Origin of the sequence: Streptomyces sp. NPDC101776, assembly GCF_044766845.1 — a bacterium.
Lineage (GTDB): Bacteria > Actinomycetota > Actinomycetes > Streptomycetales > Streptomycetaceae > Streptomyces.
Genome location: NZ_JBIWMV010000021.1, coordinates 156,081 through 175,667, shown reverse-complemented (window position 1 = coordinate 175,667; position 19,587 = coordinate 156,081). Strand labels below are relative to the sequence as shown.

Sequence of the window (19,587 nt, the reverse complement as noted above, 5' to 3'; positions counted from 1 at the left end):
ACTCCGACCAGGCATGTTGTTAGGGCGATCCCACCGCCCGCTTGCACGATCCTGTCGATCTGCCGCGCGGGCGGACGGTTGCGGGCGGCCTGTCGCGGTGCTTGGATCGCACGTGTATCCCGACGCGCTTCTGACCGAACTCCGCTCCCTGATCGACCGGCACGCGGACCGCACGCCCCTCGCCGTCGAGGGCCTGATGCTGACCAGGGCCGACCGGCCGGAGGCGCCGAGCGCGAGCCTCGCGCGTCCGGTGCTGGCGATCGTCGCGCAGGGCTCGAAGCGGCTGATCCTGGGCGATCGCGTCCACGACTACGGGGCCGGCCAGTATCTGGTCGTCTCGGTGGACCTGCCGGTAGGCGGGCACTACACGCACGCCACCCCCGAGTCCCCCTTCCTCGCCTGCGGACTCGCCCTCGAACCCGCGAAGATCGCCGCACTGCTCCTCGACGCCGGCTCCGGCACACTCCCACTCCCACTCCCCCGGCGCTCGGCCCCGCACGGCCTCGCCGTGTGCGACGCGCCCGCCGAACTCCTCGACGCGGCAGTGCGGTTGCTACGGCTGCTCGACCGTCCCGGCGACGCGCGGGTGCTCGGGCCGCTGATCGAGAAGGAGATCCTGTGGCGGCTGATCACCGGTGAACAGGGCGCGCTGGTACGGCAGATCGGGCTCGCCGACAGTCAACTCACCCATATCGGCAGGGCGATTCGCTGGATCCGCGACCACCACACGGAGACCCTGCGCATCGACGACCTGGCCCGCCTCGCCGGAATGAGCGCCTCCCCCTTCCACCGCCACTTCCGCGCGGTGACCGCGCTCACCCCGATCCAGTACCAGAAGCGCATCCGTCTCCAGGAGGCCCGGCTGCTGCTGCTGAGCAGCGCGGAGGACGTCGCCGACATCGGTTTCGCGGTCGGCTACGACAGCGCGTCCCAGTTCAGCCGCGAATACCGCCGCGCCTTCGGCCGGCCACCGGGACAGGACGCGGTACGGCTCCGCGGCTCGACGCGTGAGGGGTCCTGAACCCCCCGCCTCAGCCACTCCGACGGCAAGCTAAGGTAAGCCTTACCTGGCCAGTTTTGATCGGAGAGACAGTGACAGTGCGTGCGTTCAAGTCGAAGGCTGTCACGGCGGTGGCCGCCGTGACCGTCGTCGGGGGGTTGCTGGCCGGGTGTTCGTCGTCCTCCGCCGACAACGATGCCGAGAAGGCGGGTGACGGCCAGCAGAACAAGGTGATCGGCGCCTCGGAGGGGCCCGCCGCCGCGCCCAGCACCCTGGAGACGGGCATGGGGTCGGACACCGACACCGACGGCACCTTCCCCCGTACCGTCACGCACTTCGAGGGCAGGACGACGATCAAGGCGCAGCCCACGAAGATCGCCGTACTGAGCACCGGACAGCTCGACGACCTGCTCACCCTCGGTACCGTCCCGGCGGTCACCACCCGCGCCGAGAACGCCGGGCTCGTCCCCGACTACCTCGCGGACGCCTTCCCCTCGGACAAGTCGAAGCTCGCCGCGATGACGGACGCGGGCACCCGCACCGCGCCCAACCTGGAGACGCTGGCCGCCGCGAAGCCCGACCTGATCCTCGCCAACGACTCGCTCGGCGACCTCTACCCCAAGCTGTCGAAGATCGCCCCGACCGTCGTCACGGCCGGCAACGGCGTCAACTGGAAGCGCGATCTGCTGCTCGTCGGCGACGCGATCGGCAAGGGCGAGCAGGCGCAGGAGCTGCTCGACGGGATCGTCGAGGACGCGCACGAGAAGGGCGAGGCGCTGTCGAAGACCTCGGTGTCGATGCTGCGGTTCACGCCGGGCCGGACCCGGATGTTCGGGGTCTCCTCCTTCACCGGTTCCATCGCCGTCGACATGGGCCTCGACCGGCCCAAGTCCCAGCGGTTCAAGGCGATTTCGGAGGACATCGGCGCGGAGAGCATCGACAAGGCCGACGGCGACTGGATCTTCTACTCCGTGCAGGGCGACGCCGCCAAGACCGACGCGGCTGGGGGTACCCCCTCTGGGGGAGTGCTGGCCGGGCCGCTGTGGAAGTCGATGAGCGCGGTCAAGTCCGGGCACGCCGTGAAGGTCGACGACGACCCCTGGTACCTGAACGCGGGCCCGACCGCCGCGCGCCTGGTCGTCCTCCAACTCGCCGAGGACATCGGCAAGTAGCGGAGCGGCAGAGAACAGACAGTGAGCGTCAAACGCCTCGCCTGGCCGGCGGCCACCCTCGCGGTGGCCGCCGCCGCGCTGCTCAGCCTCGCCGTCGGCACCCGCCCGGTCCCCCCGTCCGCGGTGCTCGACGCCCTTCTGCACGGCGGGAGTTCACCGGACGCGCTCGTCGTACGGTCGCTGCGGCTGCCCCGCACCGAGATCGGGCTGACGGCCGGCGCGGCGCTCGGTGTGGCGGGTGCCGCGCTCCAGGCCGTCACCCGCAACCCGCTCGCCGATCCGGGCATCCTCGGCCTCAGCCAGGGCGCGGCGGCCGGCGTCGTCCTCGCCATCGCGACCGGCCTCGCGAGCGGTTTCACCGGCTACGTCTGGTACGCCTTCGCCGGCGCCGTCCTCGCCGCCTGTCTCGTCTACGGCATCGCCGCGCGCGGCCGGGGCGGGGCCTCGCCGGTCAAACTCGCCCTCGCCGGAACGGCGTTGGCCGCGATGACCGCCGGCGGTACGACCGTCGTGCTGACCTCCAGCTCGGCGACGCTGGACCAGTTCCGGTTCTGGCAGATCGGCTCGCTGAGCGGCCGGGACGCCGACACGGTCGTGGAGATGCTGCCGTTCCTGGTGGCCGGGGCGCTGCTGGTGCTCGCCTGTGCGAGGGGGCTGGACGCGCTGGCCCTCGGGGACGAGACGGCGCGGGCGCTGGGGCATCGGGTGGGGGCCGTGCGGGTGTGCGCGGCGCTCGGGGCGACCTTGCTGGTGGCGTCCGCGGTGGCCGCCGCCGGACCGATCGCGTTCGTCGGGCTGGCCGTCCCGCACCTGGCCCGGCGCCTCACCTCGGGCGGCCATCGCAGCCTGCTGCCCCTGTCCGCGCTGCTCGGCGCCGCGCTGCTGGTCGCGGCGGACGTGGCGGGGCGGGTCGTGCGCTCCCCCGCCGAGGTACCGGCCGGGGTGATGACCGCGTTGGTGGGGGTGCCGGTGCTGGTGGTGCTGGTACGGCGCAGGGGGACGGCCGTATGAACGACACGGCAGAGCGCGACCGCGCGGCAGGCGCCTTCCGTCCCGCCGGTGTCACCGTCCTGCGTCCCCGCCCCGCCATCTCCCTTCTCCTGCACCGCCGTTCGGCCGTCGTGGCCACAACTCTCCTGCTCCTGCTGGCCGTTGCGATGAGCGCCGCCGCCTGTCTCGGGCAGACCTATATCTCGCCCGCCGACGTGTGGCACACGCTGCGTACCGGATCGGGGCCCGACGACCTCGTCGTCATGGAACTGCGGGTTCCCCGGATCGTGTTGGGGGCGCTGGTCGGGGTGGCTCTCGGGCTCGCCGGGGCGCTCGTGCAGACCGTCACCCGCAATCCGCTCGCCAGTCCGGATGTGATCGGGGTCGGGCACGGCGCGGCAGCCGCGACCGTACTCGCACTCTCTGCGGGGCTCGTCGGCTCACCCAGTGCCATGCCCGTCGTCTCCGTCGTGGGCGGACTCGCGGCCGCCGCGCTCGTGTACGTGCTGGCGTGGCGGCACGGGATGCAGCCAAGTCGGTTCGTGCTGACGGGAGTCGGTATCGGGGTCGCGCTGTCGGCCGTGGTGCAGCTGTATCTCGCGGACAGCGAGCTGGAGGCCGCCGAGCAGGTCAAGCTGTGGCTGACCGGCTCGCTCAACGGGCGGGGGTGGGAGCAGGCGGGGCCCCTCGCCGTCGTCCTGCTGCTGTCGCTGCCCGCGCTGGTGTGGGCGAGCCGGGCCGTACGGCCGCTCGGGCTCGACGCGGACACCGCCGCGTCGCTCGGGGTGCGGGTGGACCGGGTGCGGCTCGCGCTGACCGTGCTGGGGGTGGTGCTGGCGGCTACGGCGACCGGGGCGGCCGGGCCGATCGGGTTCGTCGCGCTGACCGCGCCGCAGTTGGCGCGGCGGCTCACCCGTACGCCTCAACTGCCGCTGGTCTGCTCGGCGTTGACCGGTGCGGTGATTCTTGTGGCGGCGGATCTCGCTGCCCGGACGATCCTGCCCCCGCTGGAGGTTCCGGTGGGGGCGCTCACCTCGTTGGTCGGGGGGCCGTATCTGTTGTGGCTGTTGGGGCGGAACAGGGTGGGGGGCTGAGGGTCGTCGGCGGCTGCGGGCCGGTGGGGGCTGGTCGCGCCCACGCGGCGGAGCCGCACGTCGATACAGCCCCGCGCCCCTAAAAGCGGCTGTGCTGGTCCGACCTTTCAGGGGCGCGGGGAACTGGGCGAGCAACCACGACGCACCCGCACTCGACAACGCACCGGGCCCCGGAACAGTGCGGCTCCGGGGCCCTGCTGAAGCGACGCGGTCAGATCGTCGCCGTGTCGATCACGAACCGGTACCGCACATCACTGGCCAGCACCCGCTCGTACGCCTCGTTGATCTGATCCGCCGAGATCAGCTCGATCTCCGCGCCGAAGCCGTGCTCGGCGCAGAAGTCCAGCATCTCCTGGGTCTCCCGGATGCCGCCGATGCCGGACCCGGCGAGGGTCTTGCGGCCACCGATCACGGAGAACAGGTTGAGGGAGACGGGCTCCTCGGGGGCGCCCACGTTGACCAGCGCGCCGTCCGTCTTCAGCAGCGAGAGGTACGCGCCGAGGTCGAGCGGGGCCGACACCGTGGAGACGATGAGGTCGAGCGTGCCCCGCAGCTCCTCGAAGGTCTTCGGGTCGCTGGTCGCGTAGTAGTGGTCGGCGCCGAGCTTCAGGCCGTCCTCCTGCTTGCGCAGGGACTGCGACAGGACGGTGACCTCCGCGCCGAGCGCGTGCGCGATCTTGACGCCCATGTGACCGAGGCCACCCATGCCGACGATCGCGACCTTCTTGCCGGGGCCGGCGTTCCAGTGCTTCAGCGGCGAGTACGTGGTGATGCCGGCGCAGAGCAGCGGGGCGGCGACGTCGAGGGAGATGCCCTCGGGGATGCCGAGGACGAAGTTCTCGTCGACGACGATCTTCTCGGCGTAGCCGCCGTAGGTGGGCTCGCCGTCCTTGCCGACGGCGTTGTACGTGCCGACGTTGCCGCCGGTGCAGTACTGCTCCAGACCCGCCCTGCAGTTGTCGCACTCGCGGCAGGAGTCGACCAGACAGCCGACGCCCACGCGGTCGCCGACCCGGAACTTGGTGACACCGGGGCCGACCTCGGAGACGATGCCGGCGATCTCGTGGCCGGGCACCATCGGGAAGATGGCCTCGCCCCAGCCCTCGCGGGCCTGGTGGATGTCCGAGTGGCAGATACCGGCGAACTTGATGTCGATCAGGACGTCGAACTCGCGGACGGCCCGGCGCTCGATGGTGGTGCGCTCCAGCGGAGCCTTGGAAGCGGGAGCGGCGTATGCGGCGACAGTGGTCATGCCGGAACTCTCCTAGGGGGGATGTGCGCCCGGCTGCCTTCCGACCGGGCACAAGGTCCAGCCTGCCCCAAAGTCCTACGGCTACCCAGGCCTCGCCTCTGCGTACGTCCGCTGTGCCTACCACCAGCGAGGTCAGGCTTCCGGACGTACGACCGGGAATACTGGACGGCATGGACGAACAGCCCGCATCCGACACCGGCCCCGTGGACCCCGGCCTGCCGCTGGACCGGCGGGCCGAGCTGAGCGAGTTCCTGCGCACCCGGCGGGCCCGGCTGAAGCCGGAGGACGTCGGGCTGCCGGACTTCGGGCGACACCGGCGGGTGCCCGGGCTGCGGCGCGAGGAGCTGGCGCAGCTCGCCGGGGTGTCGGTGGCGTACTACACCCGGCTGGAACAGGGCAACGGGCGGAACGTGTCGGCGGAGGTCCTCGACGCGATCGCCCGCGCGCTGCGGCTGACGGACGCCGAGTCCTCGCACCTCACCCACCTGGCGAAGCCGAAGCAGCACAAGAAGAAGACCTCGGCCCCGACCCAGCACGTGCGGGTGCCGCTACGGCACCTGCTCGACTCGATCGACGCGATCCCGGCGTACGTCTGCGGCCGGCGCACCGACATCCTGGCCTGGAACCGGATGGCCGCGGCGGTCTTCGGCGACTGGTCGGAGCTGCCGCCGCAGGAGCGGAACTGGGCGCGGCTGGTGTTCCTGCGGCCCGAGTACCGGGAGCTGTTCGTGGAGTGGGAGCAGAAGGCCACGGACATCGTCAGCATGCTGCGGATGGACGCGGGCTTCTGCCCGGACGACCCGCGGCTGTCCGCGCTGGTGGGCGAACTCTCCGTGAAGAGCGAGGAGTTCAGGCGCCTGTGGGCCACCCACGACGTCAAGGAGAAGACCTACGGCGTCAAGCGCCTCCACCACCCGCTGGTCGGCGACCTCACCCTGCACTTCGAGGGCTTCAAACTGAGCGACGGCTCCGACCAGACCCTGATCGCCTACCACCCGGAACCGGGCTCGCCGTCCGCCGACTCCCTCCGCCTGCTGGCGAGTTGGGGCACGGACGCAACCCGAGCGGGCCGCTCGGCCGACCGTCCCGGCCTCACTCCGTGACCCCCAGGTCGGCCCGCATCAGCCGGGGCTCTGTCTCCTCCAGGTCGAGCAGGGATTCCTGGGCGGCCGCGAGGACCTGGTTCACCGAGCGGGACGCGTCCAGGATCCGCCGGGCGGTGACGGCGACGGTCCTGGAGTCAGGAAAACACGGACGGCCCGCCTGAAGGTGTGCTTCCGGCGGGCCGTCCGCTTCAACTCAGCTGACTCTGCGGCCTACTTGGCGTAGTACGCGTTGTAGATCGAGACCGTCGACTTGTTGCCCTTCTTGTCGGCGATCTTCGCGTGGAACGAAATGGCCTTGCCCTTGGCGGGGTTGGTGACGGTGATCTTGCCGTTGACGACGTTGACCTTCTTCCAGGTCTGGCCGTAGTCGTACGACACCCACACGCCGAGGGACTTGAGGTTGCGGCCGGCTGCCGCGCCCTCGACGGTGACCGGGAAGGTGACCTTCTTGCCCGCCTCGACACGGCTGTCCAGCCCGGTGACCGCGTTGAACCGGGCGGTGGAGACCGGGAGTTGCGCGACGGTGTTCCCGGACGGCTGCTTCGAGGAGAACGTCCAGCTCGCGTCGATCCGGGTGGAGGCGGCGGCGACCTTGACGCTGCGGATCACCGAAGTGGTCAGCTTGTACGAGGCGTTGGCGGCCGGGACCTTGAACGTCTCGCCGCCGAACAGGGGATCCTTGTTGGAGCCCACCTTGGTGCCGTTGCGGTACAGCGTCGTGTTGACCGAGGTGAACAGCGACGAACCCGCGTTCTTCTGGCCGTCGGCGAACAGCGGCAGCGCGCCGACGATCTCGTTGCCGTAGCGGAACACGCCGTAGTCGGCGTCGAGGTGCGGGCCGAACACCGCCGTGTTGAAGGTCCTGGTGTAGCTCTGGCCGCCCTTGAAGCTCTGCAGGCCGTTCGAGACGTAGAACGCCTCCGCGATCGGGAAGCCGTCCGCGTCGACTCCGGCGTCCTGCTCGAAGTCCAGCTCCCACTTGACGCCGTTGACGGTGGAGACATGCAGCGTGCGGGTGGAGGGGATCTGCTGTGCGCGGGCGGTGGCGGTCGCGCCGTCGCCGTCGGGCAGATAGCCGAAGGCGTAGAGCAGACCGGTCTTGCCGCTCGCCGCGGCGCCCAAGCGGCCCTTCACCGTGGCGAGTTCACTCGCCTTGTAGTGCTTGGTGTAGCCGGTGGCGAGCTGCTTGACCTTGCCGCCGGTCGTGGTGTCGTACTGCTGGTCGGTCCCCTTGACGAAGTGCGCGTCCCACTGCTCGGAGAGCGAACCGTCGGTGATCTGCGGACCGAGGTGCGCGGAGCGGAAGTTGGTGAACGTGTCCAGGAACCAGGTGAAGGACGCGCCCCCGTCGGCCGTCTCGACCGAGTAGGCCGGTGACGCGAAGGAGGACTGGGCGCCGCTGTCCGGGATCGTGATGTCGACCGGCTTGGCCTTGCGGGCGTCGATCGTGATCGAGGTGTTCTTGCTGATGTCCAGCTTGGGCTGGGCCAGCCAGTCGGCGCCCTTGGTGAAGTCCTCCGGGTCCACGAAGATCCCGGTGTCGAGGACGTAACCGCCCTTGGGGACACGGACCTTGACGGTGCCCGAGGCGTCGTAGGGGCTGAAGTAGCCGCCGGCGCCGAGGCCGGACAGGCCCACCAGCGAGGCGGAGTAGTACTTGGCGGGTGTGCCGTCACGGTTGACGAACTTCAACGTGAGGTCGTACGACTGCACTTCGCGCACCACGGCCGCGGCCGTCCGGACGCTCTGCCCGCCGCCCGTCGCCGTCACATACGCGGAGTAGGCACCGTCGAGCGTGCCGCCCAGCTTGGTGTTGACGGTCAGGCCGACCGAGGCGCTGCCGCCGGCCGGGACGGTCACCGAGGTGTTGGCGAGCTTGAAGAAGCCCGAAGGAGCCGGCTGACCCTTGGGGTTGGTGGCCGCCACGGTCAGCTTGAGGGTGACGGGCGTGGTGCCGAGGTTGCGGTAGGTGACCTGCTTGGTGACCGGGGAGTCGTCGGTGTGCGGCCACTGCTGGATGCCGAAGCTCTCCGAGACCGGGTCGGCGATCACGCTCTGCTTGATGGCCTTGTCGACGGCGATACGGCCCGCACCCTGCTCGAACGGCGTGTAGGCGCCGCCCTTCGCGGAGCCGGTCAGCGCGCCCTTCAGCTCTGCGTACCCCCAACTGGGGTGCTCCTGCTTGAGGATCGCGGCGGCGCCCGCGACATGCGGGGTCGCCATCGACGTACCCGAGATGGTCAGGTAGCCGGGCGGGTTCTCGCCGACCTCCTGGTCGATGACGCTGCCCGGAGCCGCGGCGGCGGTGATGTCGACGCCGGGCGCGGTGACGTCCGGCTTGATGGCGCCGTCGCCGACGCGCGGGCCGGTGGAGGAGAACTCGGCGAGCTTGTCGTTGCCGTCGACGGCGCCGACGGTGAGGGCCGCGTCCGCGCTGCCGGGCGAACCGACCGACTGCGGGCCCTCGTTGCCCGCCGCGATCGCGAACAGGATGCCCTTCTCGGCGGAGAGCTTGTTGACCTCCGCCTCCAACGGGTCGATCCCCGGGGTGTCTTGACCACCGAGGCTCAGGTTGACGATGTCGGCGCCCTGCCCGGCCGCCCACTCCATGCCGGCGAGGATGCCGGAGTCGTCACCGGAGCCGTTGTCGTCGAGGACCTTGCCGTTGAGGATCTTCGCGTCGGGCGCGACGCCCTTGTACTTGCCGTTCGACTTCGCGCCGGTGCCCGCCGCGATGGACGCGACATGCGTGCCGTGCCCGAAGTGGTCGTTCGCGTCGGCGGCGGTGGAGAAGTTCTTGGACTCGATCACCTGGGTCTTCAGGTCCGGGTGGTCGGCGTCGACTCCCGTGTCCAGTACGGCGATCTTGACGCCCTTGCCCGTGTAGCCGGCCGCCCACGCCTTCGGGGCGCCGATCTGCGGCACGGACTTGTCGAGGCTGGCCTTGCGGACACCGTCGAGCCAGACGTGCGCGATACCGGCGGCCGTACGGTCGCCGTCGGTGACGGCCTTCCACAGCTCCGGCGCGTCCTGCCGCGGGGTCTGCACGGCGTCGGCGTTCAGGGTCTTCAGGGACTGGCGCAGCGTGCCCGCGTCCCGCACGTCGGCCTTGGCGGCGGTGGCGGCACCCTGGTAGCCGACGATGACCCGCAGGCCGGACTTCTGGGCGGCGCGCTCGGCGGACTTGTTGAGCTCGGTGACGTCGAAGAGCCGCTGGTCGAGCTTGCCGGACGCGACCAGTCGAGCCGCGTCGGCGGGTACGACGAGCGTGTGCCCGTCGGCCTTTCGCACCTGAACAGGTATGTGCTGACGGCCCTTTGCCGCCTGGAAGCCCACCACCCGGCCCTTGGCGTCGAGGGTGACGCGGTCGCCGGTGATCAGGGTGATGTGGTGGCTGCCCGCGAGCCGGGCCTTCGCGGCGGTGGCCGCGCTCCCCGCCGAACTGCCCGCGCTCTGTTCGGACTTCGCCGACGCCGGGCTGGTCATGCCTGCGGCGAGGGCGACGGCGGCGGACGCGGCCACGGTGGCCACGCACGCTCTTCTGACGTGTCTGCGCAAGACTCCCCCTGGAGCTGAAGTACCGGGCGAATTCCCCGTTCACCCGGCCGGGGGATTGCCCGCACAGCCGTACGTGATCTCCCCCGGAATACGCAGTATGCCGAGGGGCGATCACCCTCTCAAGAGATGAGAGGAGGGTAAGAACGCACGGCCGCGGAATGTTACGCGGCCGCACGAACTCCGTTACGCAGTCGTCGGGTGCAGCCCGCGAGAACTCGGGTAGAGGGCCGCCGGACCCGCCGAACTCCCTTGTGCGGCAACCGAGTTACTTGGATGCCGCGTTCTCCTTCACCGTGATCTTGCCCTTGCGGATGGTGGCGAGACGCGGCGCCTTCTTCGCGATGGCGGAGTCGTGGGTGACCATGATGAAGGTCAGCCCGTGCTCCTTCCACATGCGCTCCAGTACGTCCATGATCTCGTCGCGCATCGACTCGTCGAGGTTGCCGGTGGGCTCGTCGGCGAGCAGCACCTTGGGCTGCTTCACGAGCGCGCGGGCGATGGCGACGCGCTGCTGCTGTCCTCCGGACATCTCGCCGGGGAGGTGGTTGGCCCGCTCGCCCAGGCCGACCGAGACCAGCGCCTCGGCGGCCCGTTCCCGCCGGATCTTCGCCTTCATGCCCAGGGGTACGAGGGCGGTCTCGACGTTCTCCTGCGCGGTGAGCGTCGGGATCAGGTTGAAGGACTGGAACACGAAGCCGATGTTCTCGCTGCGCACCTTGGTGAGCTTGGCCTCGGAGAGTTTCGCCAAGTCGACGCCGTCCAGGACGATTTCGCCGGCGGTGGGGCGGTCGAGGGCGCCGATCATCTGGAGCAGGGTGGACTTGCCGCCGCCGGTGGGGCCCTGGATGACCAGGCGGTCGCCGTCGCCGATGGTGAGGTCGATGCCGTCCAGGGCGTGGACGGTTTCCTTGCCTCGGGAGTAGAGCTTGGTGACGCCTCTTAGTTCGTACATGGTCCAACTCCTGGAGAAGTAAAGGGGGTTGGGGCCGGTGCGCTGCGCTGGACATGGCCCGTTACGCCGTCAGTCGTCTGTGGGTCCGTCGTGGCTGGTCGCGCAGTTCCCCGCGCCCCTTGGGGGGTTGCAGTACCGCTGCTGCCCACCACGGCGGACCCGCTCCGACGATTCGATCGGCTACTCGACTCTGCGGAGGGCGTCCGCGGGACGGAGTCGGGAAGCGCGCCAGCCGCCGAAGGCGCCGGCGATCAGCCCGCCGGCCACGGCCAGGCCGACCGCGAGGCCGATGGTGGTGGCGTTGACGGGTGCGGTGAGGGCGACGTCGAGCGTCTTGGCCGCGGCCTGCCGGCCGCCGCCGAAGCCGCCGCCACCACCGGGTCCGCCGCCCGCGCGGCCACCGGCGGCGGTGTTGCCGAGGGAGGCCGAGAGGGTCGGGCTGATCGCGGTCACGACGTACGCGCCCGCCAGGCCGAGCGCGATGCCGAGGACACCACCGACCAGACCGTTGACGACGGCCTCGCCGACCACCTGCCGGGTGACCCGGCCGGACTTCCAGCCGAGCGCCTTCAGCGTGCCGAACTCCCGCACCCGGCGGGAGACCGCCGAGGAGGTGAGCAGACCGGCGACCAGGAACGCGGCGATCAGGACCGCGATCGACAGCCACTTGCCGACGCTGGTGGCGAGGGAGGAGGCGGTGGACAGGGACCCGGAGACGGTGTCGGCGAGATCGGCGGACGTGGTGACCGTCGTACCGGAGACATTGCTCGTGATGGTCTTCTTGACCGCCGAGATCTGCTTGGAGTCGGTCGCCTTGACGTAGATCGTGGTGACCTTGTTCTTGTCACCGCTCAGGGTCTGCGCCTGCGTCAGCGGGATGTACAGGTTGGCCGCGGCGTCCCCGCTGGTGGCGGTGGCGATCCCGATGACCTTGTACTTGACGCTCTTGATGGTGACGGTCGAACCGACCTTGAGCTTCTTCTCCTTGGCGTACGCCGAGTCGGCGACGACGACCTTGGAATTGGCCTCGGCGGTGGTGAAGGTCCGGCCGCTGGTGATCTTCGAGGAGGTCAGCGGACCGAGCGCGGGCTTGGTGACGTCCGTGCCGTAGACCGAGTACGAGTTGATGTTGAAGTTGGCGCCACCACCGGTGACCGAGCCCTGCGGCGCGCCCGTGCCGCCGCCGCGGTTGCCGCCCCCGGTGCCACTCCCCTGGTCCTGCTGGAACTGGCCGCGGGTGAACTGGCCATCGACCTTGACGACGTTGAGGCTGAGCCCGCCGACGGCGTCGGAAACACCCTTCTGCCCCGCCACCTTGGTGACGGTGGTGGAGGCCAGGGTGGTGAAGCCCTGGACCATGACGCGGTCACTGCTCTGCGTCTTGCTGTCGTCGTTGTTGTTCGCGTCGAACTGGAACCGCGGCTGCTGCGAGCTGCTCGCGGTGGGCGTGGCCGCCTTGGTGACGGTCATGTCCGTACCGAGTCCGTACAGCGACTGGAGGACCTTGTCCTGGGCCTTCCCCATGCCGGAGGACACGGAGTTGACCACGATGACCAGCGCGATGCCCAGGGCGAGGCCGGAGGCGACGACGAGGGCCGCTTTTCTGCGGCGGCGCAACTCGCGCCTCAGGTAGGTGAAGAACATGGCCCGCAAGCTAGGTACAGCGCGTGATGATGCCATAAGGCCGACATAAGAGAACGATGAGAAGGCTGTCCGTGGCCAAAGAATGGCCATGCGCGGGGCTGTCAACGCGGCTGCGGGTTAAGGGCTTTCACGGCTTTTGTGTCGCCGTGCGGGCCCGGCGACAGTGCCGGACCCGCCCGTCAGGTACGCGTCGCGTCCGTCACCCGGCCGTGGGCGACTCGCCTGCCTTGTCGACGACCGCGTGGGCCAGCTCCGCGCTGCTGGACAGCAGGGTGCCGGACTTTCCGTAGGAGCCGTCCCTGGTCAGGTAGCTGCGGGAGCCGAGGAAGGCGTAGTCCTTCTTGTCGAAGACCCACTCGGTCCTGACGCCGTAGCGGGTGTCGTCACGGGCGATGCCGAGGCCCTGGCGGCCGATGGCGTCGCGGGCCTTCGGGGCCGGGGTGACGCCGGGGATCTTCGCCGCGGCCCGGTAGAGGGCGGCGGCGGTGCGGGGCGGCATCAGCCCGCCGAGCAGCGAGCCGATCTGCTCGAACACCGCCTGGTCGCGCTCGCGGCCGGTGGCGAACGGGGTGTTCGCGTACAGGTAGGTCAGCAGCTTGTCGGGGTCGGTCGGGAGGGAGCTGAGCCAGTGGTAGGTGGGGCGGCTGATGCCGGCCGCCGTGCCATGTGTGTCGCCGAGTTCGGCGTTGATGGGAAGGGTCTCACCGTCCTCCCGGATCAGGCCGAGCTTGAGCATGGGCCCCGGTTCCTGGGCGTACCAGACCTCGCGGTCCAGCAGCGGGTCGAGGACGGCCTTGCCGGTGGTCACGTCGGCGCCCTGGGTCTTCTCCTTGGTGTAGACGAACTGGTCGTCCCGCACGGTGAGGGCAGGGTGTTCCCCGGCGGCGGCGGAGATCCGGCCGAGGAGGGCGGCGGCGGGCCGCATGTCCGAGGCCGCGCCGTGCGACCCCTTGTCGCCGCTGTCGGTCAGGGCGATTCCCGCGGTCAGCGCGCAGGCCAGGGCCAGCGCGGTGGCCGGCGCCAGCAGCGCGGGCCGCAGCAGCCGGCGGGCCAGCGGGATACGCGCGGCCTGTTCGGCCTGTTCGCGGTCGATGGTGTGCATCAGCAGATCCTTGTGACGGAGGTGCTGCTCGTGCGGGACGTCGCGGTCGGCCGGGGGCGGCAGCAGACGGGCGATCTCCTCGCGGTCGTCGCGCCACTCCGGGGAAGCGGAGGTGGTCCTGTCGTTCATGTGAGCTCCTCCCGCACGGGCAGGGCCGCGATCGCGGCCGCACTTGTCATCTCTCCGCGGGCGGCGCCCGGTTCCAGGTTCTCCTCCGCGAGCCGGGCGAGTTTCTTGCGGGCCCGCGAGAGCCGGGAACGTACGGTCCCGACCGCGATGCCCAGCGCCTCGGCCGTCTGCCGGTAGTCAAGACCGGACCACACGCAGAGGGCCAGCACCTCCCGCTCCTGGCGTCTCAGCCGGTCCAGGGCGGCCTGTACGGCACGCAGACGGGCCGCGTCGTCTATGCGTCCGGCCAGCTGGGGCGCGAAGTCCTCCACGCTCGGCGGCCGGGGCTGCCGCGCCAGGAACGACTGGCGCCGGCGCACGCTCCGCCGGGCGTTGTCCGCCTTGTGCGTGGCGATGCCCAACAGCCAGGGCAGCAACGACCCACCGTCCTCCCGCACCCGCGCACGTGTCCGCCAAGCGGCCAGGAACGTCTCGGACATGACCTCTTCGGCCGTCGACCAGTCCCCGGTCAGCCGCAACCCGTGGTTGTACACGGCCCGGGCGAACTCCTCGTACAACTCGGCGAACGCCGCGCGGTCGCCCTCACGGACGCGGCGACGCACGTCGTCCTCTGAATCCCTCACACCCTCGTCCACACTCTCTTCTCTCCACGGAGCGGGGGGAGTTCCTGTGGTCCGCGTCACCTGCCGGCAGGGCAACGAAAAGACGGTCACCCCCGGTCAGGGGCAACCGCCTTCAGGTAAGCCAGGGTTGACAGGTCAGGTCAGACCGCCGAACCGGCCTTCCACTGGGTCCAGTCCATGTTCCAGCCGTTGAGGCCGTTGTCCGGGGACACCGTCTTGTCGCCGGTGTTGGAGATGACCACGACGTCGCCGACGATGGAGTTGTTGTAGAACCAGGCCGCCGGCATGTTCTTGTCGCCCGCGCCCTTCACGTCCTGGAGGCCGACGCAGCCGTGGCTGGTGTTGACGCTGCCGAAGACCGAGGGCGAGCCCCAGTAGTTGCCGTGGATGAACGTGCCGGAGCTGGTGAGACGGATGGCGTGCGGGACGTCCTTGATGTCGTACTCGCCCTTGCCGTCGTCGTCCGTGAAGCCGACCGTCGCGCCGTTCATCCGGGTCTGCGTGAACTTCTCCGACATCACCATCTGGCCGTTGTACGTGGTGTGTTCGGGCGAACCGGCCGAGATCGGGATGGTCTTGACGACCTTGCCGTCCTGCTCGACCTTCATCTGCTTCGACTTCGCGTCGACGTACGAGACCTGGTTGCGGCCGATGTGGAAGGTGACCGTCTTCTGCTGCACGCCGTAGACCCCGGAGGCGCCCTCGACGCCGTCGAGCGCGAGCTTCAGCGTGACGGTGGAGTTCTCCTTCCAGTAGTCCTCGGGGCGGCAGTCCATGCGCTGGGTGTTGAACCAGTGGCAGACGACTTCCTGGCCGCTGGTGGAGGTGACCGTGATGCCCTTCTGGACGGCGGCCTTGTTGCTGATCGCCTTGTTGAAGTTGATCGAGACCGGCATGCCGACGCCGACCGTCGAACCGTCCTCGGGCGTGAAGTTCCCTATGAAGCTGTTCGTCGGGGAGACCGTGGTGAAGGACGCGTTCTCGTGGGCGGCGAGGCCCGCGGAGTCCTTGGCGGTCGCGGCGACCTTGTACGTGGTGGAGCGGTCGAGCTGGGCGCTGGGCTTCCAGCTGAGCTTGTCGGCGGCGATGGTGCCCGCGACGGCCTTGCCGTCCGCGGTCGTCATCGTCACGGCCGTGAGCGTGCCCTTGCTGACGGTGACCGCGGCCGAGTTGTTGATGGAGGCGTTGTCCGAACCGTCCGCCGGTGTGATCTTGATCTGGGCCTCGGACGACTTCTTCGCCGCCGCCTCGTCGGCCTTCGACTGTGAGCTCTGGCTCGAGTCGCTGCCGGACGACTTGTCGTCGCTGCCGGAACACGCCGTGAGCACGAGCACACCGCCGAGCAGTGCGGACGCGGCCATGAGGCTCTTGCGCCGCTTACTGTCCGTCATCACACGTTTCTCCATCGTTGCCGAATCCCCGAAAAACCCGAGCACCCCGTTAACCAGTTTCTTAAGAAACCAACGCTACGACCGGGGCGTCCCGTTCCGCCTACCCACCAGATGTGGGGCACACCACGTCCACCGTGCCCCGTGGAACAGATGAGACGACGAAACCCCGGGCAGCGGTTGCCGCCCGGGGTCACGTTCTCCCCAGCACGGCTCAGCCGACCACGGCCACCCCGTCCGCTTCCTCATCGCCGTCGACATCATCCTCGTCGAGGTCCCAATCCGGCGAATCCGGGTCGTAGTCGATCTCCTCACTGCTCCACGAGGCCTGGGCCAGCTCGACCCCGGGCATCTCGCCGACCAGGTCGAACGGGTCCACGAGATAGGCGAGCGCCTCGGCGGTGTCTTCCGTCACAGCGGTCTCGGCATGCCCGCGCTCGTCGCCGGGCAGCTCGGGATCGTCGGCGATCTTGGCCAGCGCGGCCTTGGTCACGGCGTCCTCGTTCTCCACTTCAAGAACGAGTTCGACACGAAGGCGTACAAAACGTGATGTCTCTGGAGTGCTCATGCCGGGAGCGTACGGCCCACGGCTCCCGTGACTTTCCCGCGACCCGCACAGTTCATTAGCATCGCTCCACACGGCCAATTCGCCAGCGCCACAAGGGGATCGATATTCCGTGTCAACCGCTCGCCGAACGATGCTGACCGCCACCGCCGCGGGCACCCTGCTGGGTGCTCTCTGGTTCGTCCCCTCCGCCAACGCGACGGTGACCGACCAGGCCAGAGTGGAGACTTCGGCGACCCCGACTTCCCAGGTCACCCAGCAGGCACGGGTGACGTCGACGGCCGTCACCACCTACTCCGACGACACCCAACTCGCCGACACCGGCAGCCCGAACACCACTCCGTACATCATCGGCGGCACGGTGTTCCTCGGCCTCGGCGCCGGTTTCGTGGCGTATTCGGTACGACGGGAAAGGCTCGGCTTTTAACTCGCTTGACGTTTCTTTGACTTAAGCTTCATAGTCCGCTCATGAAGAGATCATCGGGCATACGGCTGTGCGTCACCGTCGCGGTGAGCGCCCTGTCGCTGGCCCTCATCACCGGCTGCTCCGACGGCGGTTCGGACGACGCGAAGAGCACCGGCGGCAAGAGCGACGCCGAAGGCACCTCCCAGAACTCCGCGAAGGCGCTCGGCGCCGCCGAGTTGACGAAGCTGGCCATCGCCAAGGGCGATGTCGTCGGCTACGAGGTCGGGTCGGTCGGCAAGACGTACCCCGCGACCAAGAGCGCCGTCACCGTCGACAAGGCGCAGTGCCGCCCGCTGGCCTGGGCGATGGCCGGGCAGGCGCCGGGTGACGCGGCCGCGGCCACGAACAAGCTGGTCACCGAGGCGAAGAAGACCTCAGCCACCCCGTCCAAGTCCGTGGAGGACCTGACCGAGGACGAGTTCGCCGACGCGTTCGGTGCCGCGCTGGACCGTACGACCACCGTCGTCGGGCTGTCCTCGTACGACGGCGACGGCGCCGAGAAGACGTTCAGGACCATCTCCGACGCGGTCAAGAGCTGCGCCGGCGGCTTCACTCTCGTCCCGGGCTCCGACGGCACGAAGTACACCAAGGTCGCGGCCGAGAAGGCCTCCAACACGGGTGACGAGTCGGTGGCGTTCGGCGCGACCGCCGTGATGGAGGACACCGACGGCCAGACGGGCACCGTGCACACCGAGGTCGTGCGGCACGGCTCCACGCTCGTCACGTACTACACGGTCAACCTCGGCGCCCTGATGTCGCAGAAGGCCTACACGATTCCGTCCGTCGTGATCGACGCGCAGTCCGCCAAGCTGAAGTGACGTACGGGGCCCGGCCGTTGCCATGACCGGGCCCCAACTGCCTTACCGCAGCGGCCCGGTGACCTTCTCCACGGCCTCGACGACATGCCCGCCGCGCACGAACGCGTCCGCGGCGGCGAGGTCGGGCGACAGGAACCGGTCCGGCCCCGGACCCTCGACTCCCGCCGCCCGTACGGCGTCGATGACCGCACGGGAGGCAGGCGCCGGCGCCAGTCCCTCGCGCAACTCCACGGCGCGCGTGGCCGCGTACAGCTCGACGGCGATGATCCGGGTCAGGTTGTCCACGGCGGTACGCAGCTTGCGCGCGGCCGACCACCCCATCGAGACGTGGTCCTCCTGCATCGCGGAGGACGGGATCGAGTCGGCGGACGCCGGCACGGCCAGTCGCTTCATCTCGCTGACCAGCGCGGCCTGGGTGTACTGGGCGATCATCAGCCCGGAGTCGACACCGGCGTCGTCCGCGAGGAACGGCGGCAGCCCGTGCGAACGGTTCTTGTCGAGCAGCCGGTCGGTACGGCGTTCCGCGATCGAGCCGAGGTCGGCGACAGCGATGGCGAGGAAGTCGAGGACGTAAGCCACCGGCGCGCCATGGAAGTTGCCGTTGGACTCGACCCGACCGTCGGGCAGCACAACGGGGTTGTCGACGGCGGACGCCAACTCCCGTTCCGCAACCAGCCGGGCGTGCGCGATGGTGTCCCGTCCCGCACCCGCGACCTGCGGAGCACACCGCACGGAGTAGGCGTCCTGAACGCGGGGCGCACCGTCCTGGTGATGCCCGGTGAGCTCCGAACCGGCAAGCACGGCAAGCATGTTGGCGGCGCTGGCACCCTGCCCCGGGTGTGGGCGGATGGCGTGCAGCTCGGGCGCGAGCACCTTGTCGGTCCCGAGCAGCGCCTCCAGGCTCAACGCCGCAGTCACATCGGCGGACTTGTAGAGCATGTCCAGATCGGCAAGGGCCATGACCAGCATCCCGAGCATGCCGTCGGTCCCGTTGAGAAGGGCGAGCCCCTCCTTCTCCCGCAGCTCGACAGGCGCGATCCCCGCTTCCGCCAGCAGCTCACCGGCGGGCCGTACGCCCCCGTCAGGACCCTCGGCGTCCCCCTCGCCCATGAGCGTGAGCGCGCAATGCGAGAGCGGGGCGAGGTCACCGGAGCAGCCGAGGGAGCCGTACTCGTGGACGACGGGAGTGATCCCGGCATTGAGCACGTCGGCCATGGTCTGCGCGACCTCGGGCCGCACACCGGTGTGCCCCGAGCAGACGGTCTTGAGCCGCAGGAACATCAGGGCCCGTACGACCTCCCGCTCCACCCGGGGCCCCATCCCGGCCGCATGCGAACGAACGATGTTGCGCTGCAACTGGGCCCGCAGTTCCGGGCTGATGTGCCGGGACGCCAACGCCCCGAACCCGGTGCTCACGCCGTACACGGGCTCCGGCTTGGCCGCGAGCGCGTCCACGATCTCCCGCGCCGCGGCGAGCGCCGAGACGGCCTCGCCCGAAAGCTCGATCCGGGCGCCTCCACGCGCCACGGCAAGAACGTCGGACGCGGTGACCCCGGACGTCCCCACCACCACAGTGTGCATATCCATATTCAGGAGCGTACGCATTGAATGCGGCAGTGTCACTACCGGATACCCACTGAGCCCCTTACAGATAGGTCACCGCGCCGGAGTCGAGGAGCCGTACGACCCGCCACTCGCGTACGGCGGCAAGGTGCCGCGTCAGGGGCC

The 19,587-nt window shown here is 69.8% G+C and carries 16 protein-coding genes; 7 read left to right on the top strand and 9 right to left on the bottom strand.

Annotation, left to right across the window (positions count from 1 at the left end):
• Positions 1–112 precede the first annotated feature (112 nt).
• From ACIRRY_RS42300 to ACIRRY_RS42285, 4 genes are all read left to right on the top strand, one after another.
• Entirely contained in the window at positions 113–1,021 is a 909-nt protein-coding gene (locus tag ACIRRY_RS42300; RefSeq protein WP_403984023.1) for an AraC family transcriptional regulator N-terminal domain-containing protein, read from the top strand.
• Between the two features lie 77 nt (positions 1,022–1,098).
• Positions 1,099–2,172 carry an ABC transporter substrate-binding protein gene (locus ACIRRY_RS42295; protein WP_403984100.1) on the top strand — a complete coding sequence of 358 codons (1,074 nt, stop codon included), beginning with the start codon at positions 1,099–1,101 and terminating at the stop codon, positions 2,170–2,172.
• Between the two features lie 21 nt (positions 2,173–2,193).
• Positions 2,194–3,183 (top strand): FecCD family ABC transporter permease, encoded by a 990-nt coding sequence (locus ACIRRY_RS42290; RefSeq protein ID WP_403984021.1) that lies wholly within the window; start codon positions 2,194–2,196, stop codon positions 3,181–3,183.
• Positions 3,180–4,256 carry a FecCD family ABC transporter permease gene (locus ACIRRY_RS42285; protein WP_403984019.1) on the top strand — a complete coding sequence of 359 codons (1,077 nt, stop codon included), beginning with the start codon at positions 3,180–3,182 and terminating at the stop codon, positions 4,254–4,256. The genes ACIRRY_RS42290 and ACIRRY_RS42285 overlap by 4 nt, the downstream gene beginning before the upstream one ends.
• 211 nt (positions 4,257–4,467) lie before the next feature.
• Here ACIRRY_RS42285 and ACIRRY_RS42280 read toward each other — a convergent pair whose 3' ends face one another.
• On the bottom strand, positions 4,468–5,508 hold the full coding sequence (locus ACIRRY_RS42280) for an NAD(P)-dependent alcohol dehydrogenase (RefSeq protein WP_403984017.1): 1,041 nt from the start codon (positions 5,506–5,508) through the stop codon (positions 4,468–4,470).
• A gap of 170 nt (positions 5,509–5,678) precedes the next feature.
• Between ACIRRY_RS42280 and ACIRRY_RS42275 the strand changes: the two genes are divergently transcribed.
• Positions 5,679–6,611, top strand: coding sequence for a helix-turn-helix domain-containing protein (locus tag ACIRRY_RS42275; protein ID WP_403984015.1), 933 nt, complete (start codon positions 5,679–5,681; stop codon positions 6,609–6,611).
• A gap of 213 nt (positions 6,612–6,824) precedes the next feature.
• Here ACIRRY_RS42275 and ACIRRY_RS42270 read toward each other — a convergent pair whose 3' ends face one another.
• From ACIRRY_RS42270 to ACIRRY_RS42240, 7 genes are all read right to left on the bottom strand, one after another.
• On the bottom strand, positions 6,825–10,100 hold the full coding sequence (locus ACIRRY_RS42270) for a S8 family peptidase (protein WP_403984098.1): 3,276 nt from the start codon (positions 10,098–10,100) through the stop codon (positions 6,825–6,827).
• 337 nt (positions 10,101–10,437) lie between these two features.
• Entirely contained in the window at positions 10,438–11,124 is a 687-nt protein-coding gene (locus tag ACIRRY_RS42265) for an ABC transporter ATP-binding protein (protein ID WP_266861382.1), read from the bottom strand.
• A 180-nt stretch (positions 11,125–11,304) separates the two neighbouring features.
• Positions 11,305–12,768 carry an ABC transporter permease gene (locus ACIRRY_RS42260; RefSeq protein WP_403984013.1) on the bottom strand — a complete coding sequence of 488 codons (1,464 nt, stop codon included), beginning with the start codon at positions 12,766–12,768 and terminating at the stop codon, positions 11,305–11,307.
• A gap of 199 nt (positions 12,769–12,967) precedes the next feature.
• On the bottom strand, positions 12,968–13,999 hold the full coding sequence (locus tag ACIRRY_RS42255) for a CU044_5270 family protein (RefSeq protein ID WP_403984011.1): 1,032 nt from the start codon (positions 13,997–13,999) through the stop codon (positions 12,968–12,970).
• Positions 13,996–14,601 carry an RNA polymerase sigma factor gene (locus tag ACIRRY_RS42250; RefSeq protein WP_403984096.1) on the bottom strand — a complete coding sequence of 202 codons (606 nt, stop codon included), beginning with the start codon at positions 14,599–14,601 and terminating at the stop codon, positions 13,996–13,998. Before ACIRRY_RS42250 ends, ACIRRY_RS42255 begins: the two co-directional genes overlap by 4 nt.
• A gap of 161 nt (positions 14,602–14,762) precedes the next feature.
• Positions 14,763–16,013 (bottom strand): Ig-like domain-containing protein, encoded by a 1,251-nt coding sequence (locus tag ACIRRY_RS42245; RefSeq protein ID WP_403984009.1) that lies wholly within the window; start codon positions 16,011–16,013, stop codon positions 14,763–14,765.
• A gap of 211 nt (positions 16,014–16,224) precedes the next feature.
• The gene (locus tag ACIRRY_RS42240) at positions 16,225–16,578 is read right to left on the bottom strand and encodes a hypothetical protein (protein WP_329256361.1); all 354 of its coding nucleotides are present in this window, start codon (positions 16,576–16,578) and stop codon (positions 16,225–16,227) included.
• Between the two features lie 130 nt (positions 16,579–16,708).
• On the opposite strand from ACIRRY_RS42240, the gene ACIRRY_RS42235 reads away from it, so the two are divergent.
• Both ACIRRY_RS42235 and ACIRRY_RS42230 read left to right on the top strand, forming a co-directional pair.
• A complete protein-coding gene (locus ACIRRY_RS42235; protein ID WP_403984094.1) occupies positions 16,709–17,002 on the top strand; it encodes an LPXTG cell wall anchor domain-containing protein in 294 nt (97 codons plus the stop codon).
• A gap of 41 nt (positions 17,003–17,043) precedes the next feature.
• The gene (locus tag ACIRRY_RS42230) at positions 17,044–17,859 is read left to right on the top strand and encodes a hypothetical protein (RefSeq protein ID WP_403984007.1); all 816 of its coding nucleotides are present in this window, start codon (positions 17,044–17,046) and stop codon (positions 17,857–17,859) included.
• Between the two features lie 42 nt (positions 17,860–17,901).
• Here ACIRRY_RS42230 and hutH read toward each other — a convergent pair whose 3' ends face one another.
• On the bottom strand, positions 17,902–19,440 hold the full coding sequence (hutH, locus tag ACIRRY_RS42225) for a histidine ammonia-lyase (protein WP_403984092.1): 1,539 nt from the start codon (positions 19,438–19,440) through the stop codon (positions 17,902–17,904).
• Between the last annotated feature and the right edge of the window lie 147 nt (positions 19,441–19,587).

Coding starts and splice junctions, on each gene's coding strand:
- ACIRRY_RS42275 (WP_403984015.1), top strand. CDS start 5,679: ATGGACGAACAGCCCGCATCCGACACCGGCCCCGTGGACCCCGGCCTG.
- ACIRRY_RS42245 (WP_403984009.1), bottom strand. CDS start 16,013: ATGACGGACAGTAAGCGGCGCAAGAGCCTCATGGCCGCGTCCGCACTG.
- ACIRRY_RS42235 (WP_403984094.1), top strand. CDS start 16,709: ATGCTGACCGCCACCGCCGCGGGCACCCTGCTGGGTGCTCTCTGGTTC.
- ACIRRY_RS42265 (WP_266861382.1), bottom strand. CDS start 11,124: ATGTACGAACTAAGAGGCGTCACCAAGCTCTACTCCCGAGGCAAGGAA.
- ACIRRY_RS42280 (WP_403984017.1), bottom strand. CDS start 5,508: ATGACCACTGTCGCCGCATACGCCGCTCCCGCTTCCAAGGCTCCGCTG.
- ACIRRY_RS42285 (WP_403984019.1), top strand. CDS start 3,180: ATGAACGACACGGCAGAGCGCGACCGCGCGGCAGGCGCCTTCCGTCCC.
- hutH (WP_403984092.1), bottom strand. CDS start 19,440: ATGCACACTGTGGTGGTGGGGACGTCCGGGGTCACCGCGTCCGACGTT.
- ACIRRY_RS42240 (WP_329256361.1), bottom strand. CDS start 16,578: ATGAGCACTCCAGAGACATCACGTTTTGTACGCCTTCGTGTCGAACTC.
- ACIRRY_RS42260 (WP_403984013.1), bottom strand. CDS start 12,768: ATGTTCTTCACCTACCTGAGGCGCGAGTTGCGCCGCCGCAGAAAAGCG.
- ACIRRY_RS42255 (WP_403984011.1), bottom strand. CDS start 13,999: ATGAACGACAGGACCACCTCCGCTTCCCCGGAGTGGCGCGACGACCGC.
- ACIRRY_RS42230 (WP_403984007.1), top strand. CDS start 17,044: ATGAAGAGATCATCGGGCATACGGCTGTGCGTCACCGTCGCGGTGAGC.
- ACIRRY_RS42270 (WP_403984098.1), bottom strand. CDS start 10,100: ATGACCAGCCCGGCGTCGGCGAAGTCCGAACAGAGCGCGGGCAGTTCG.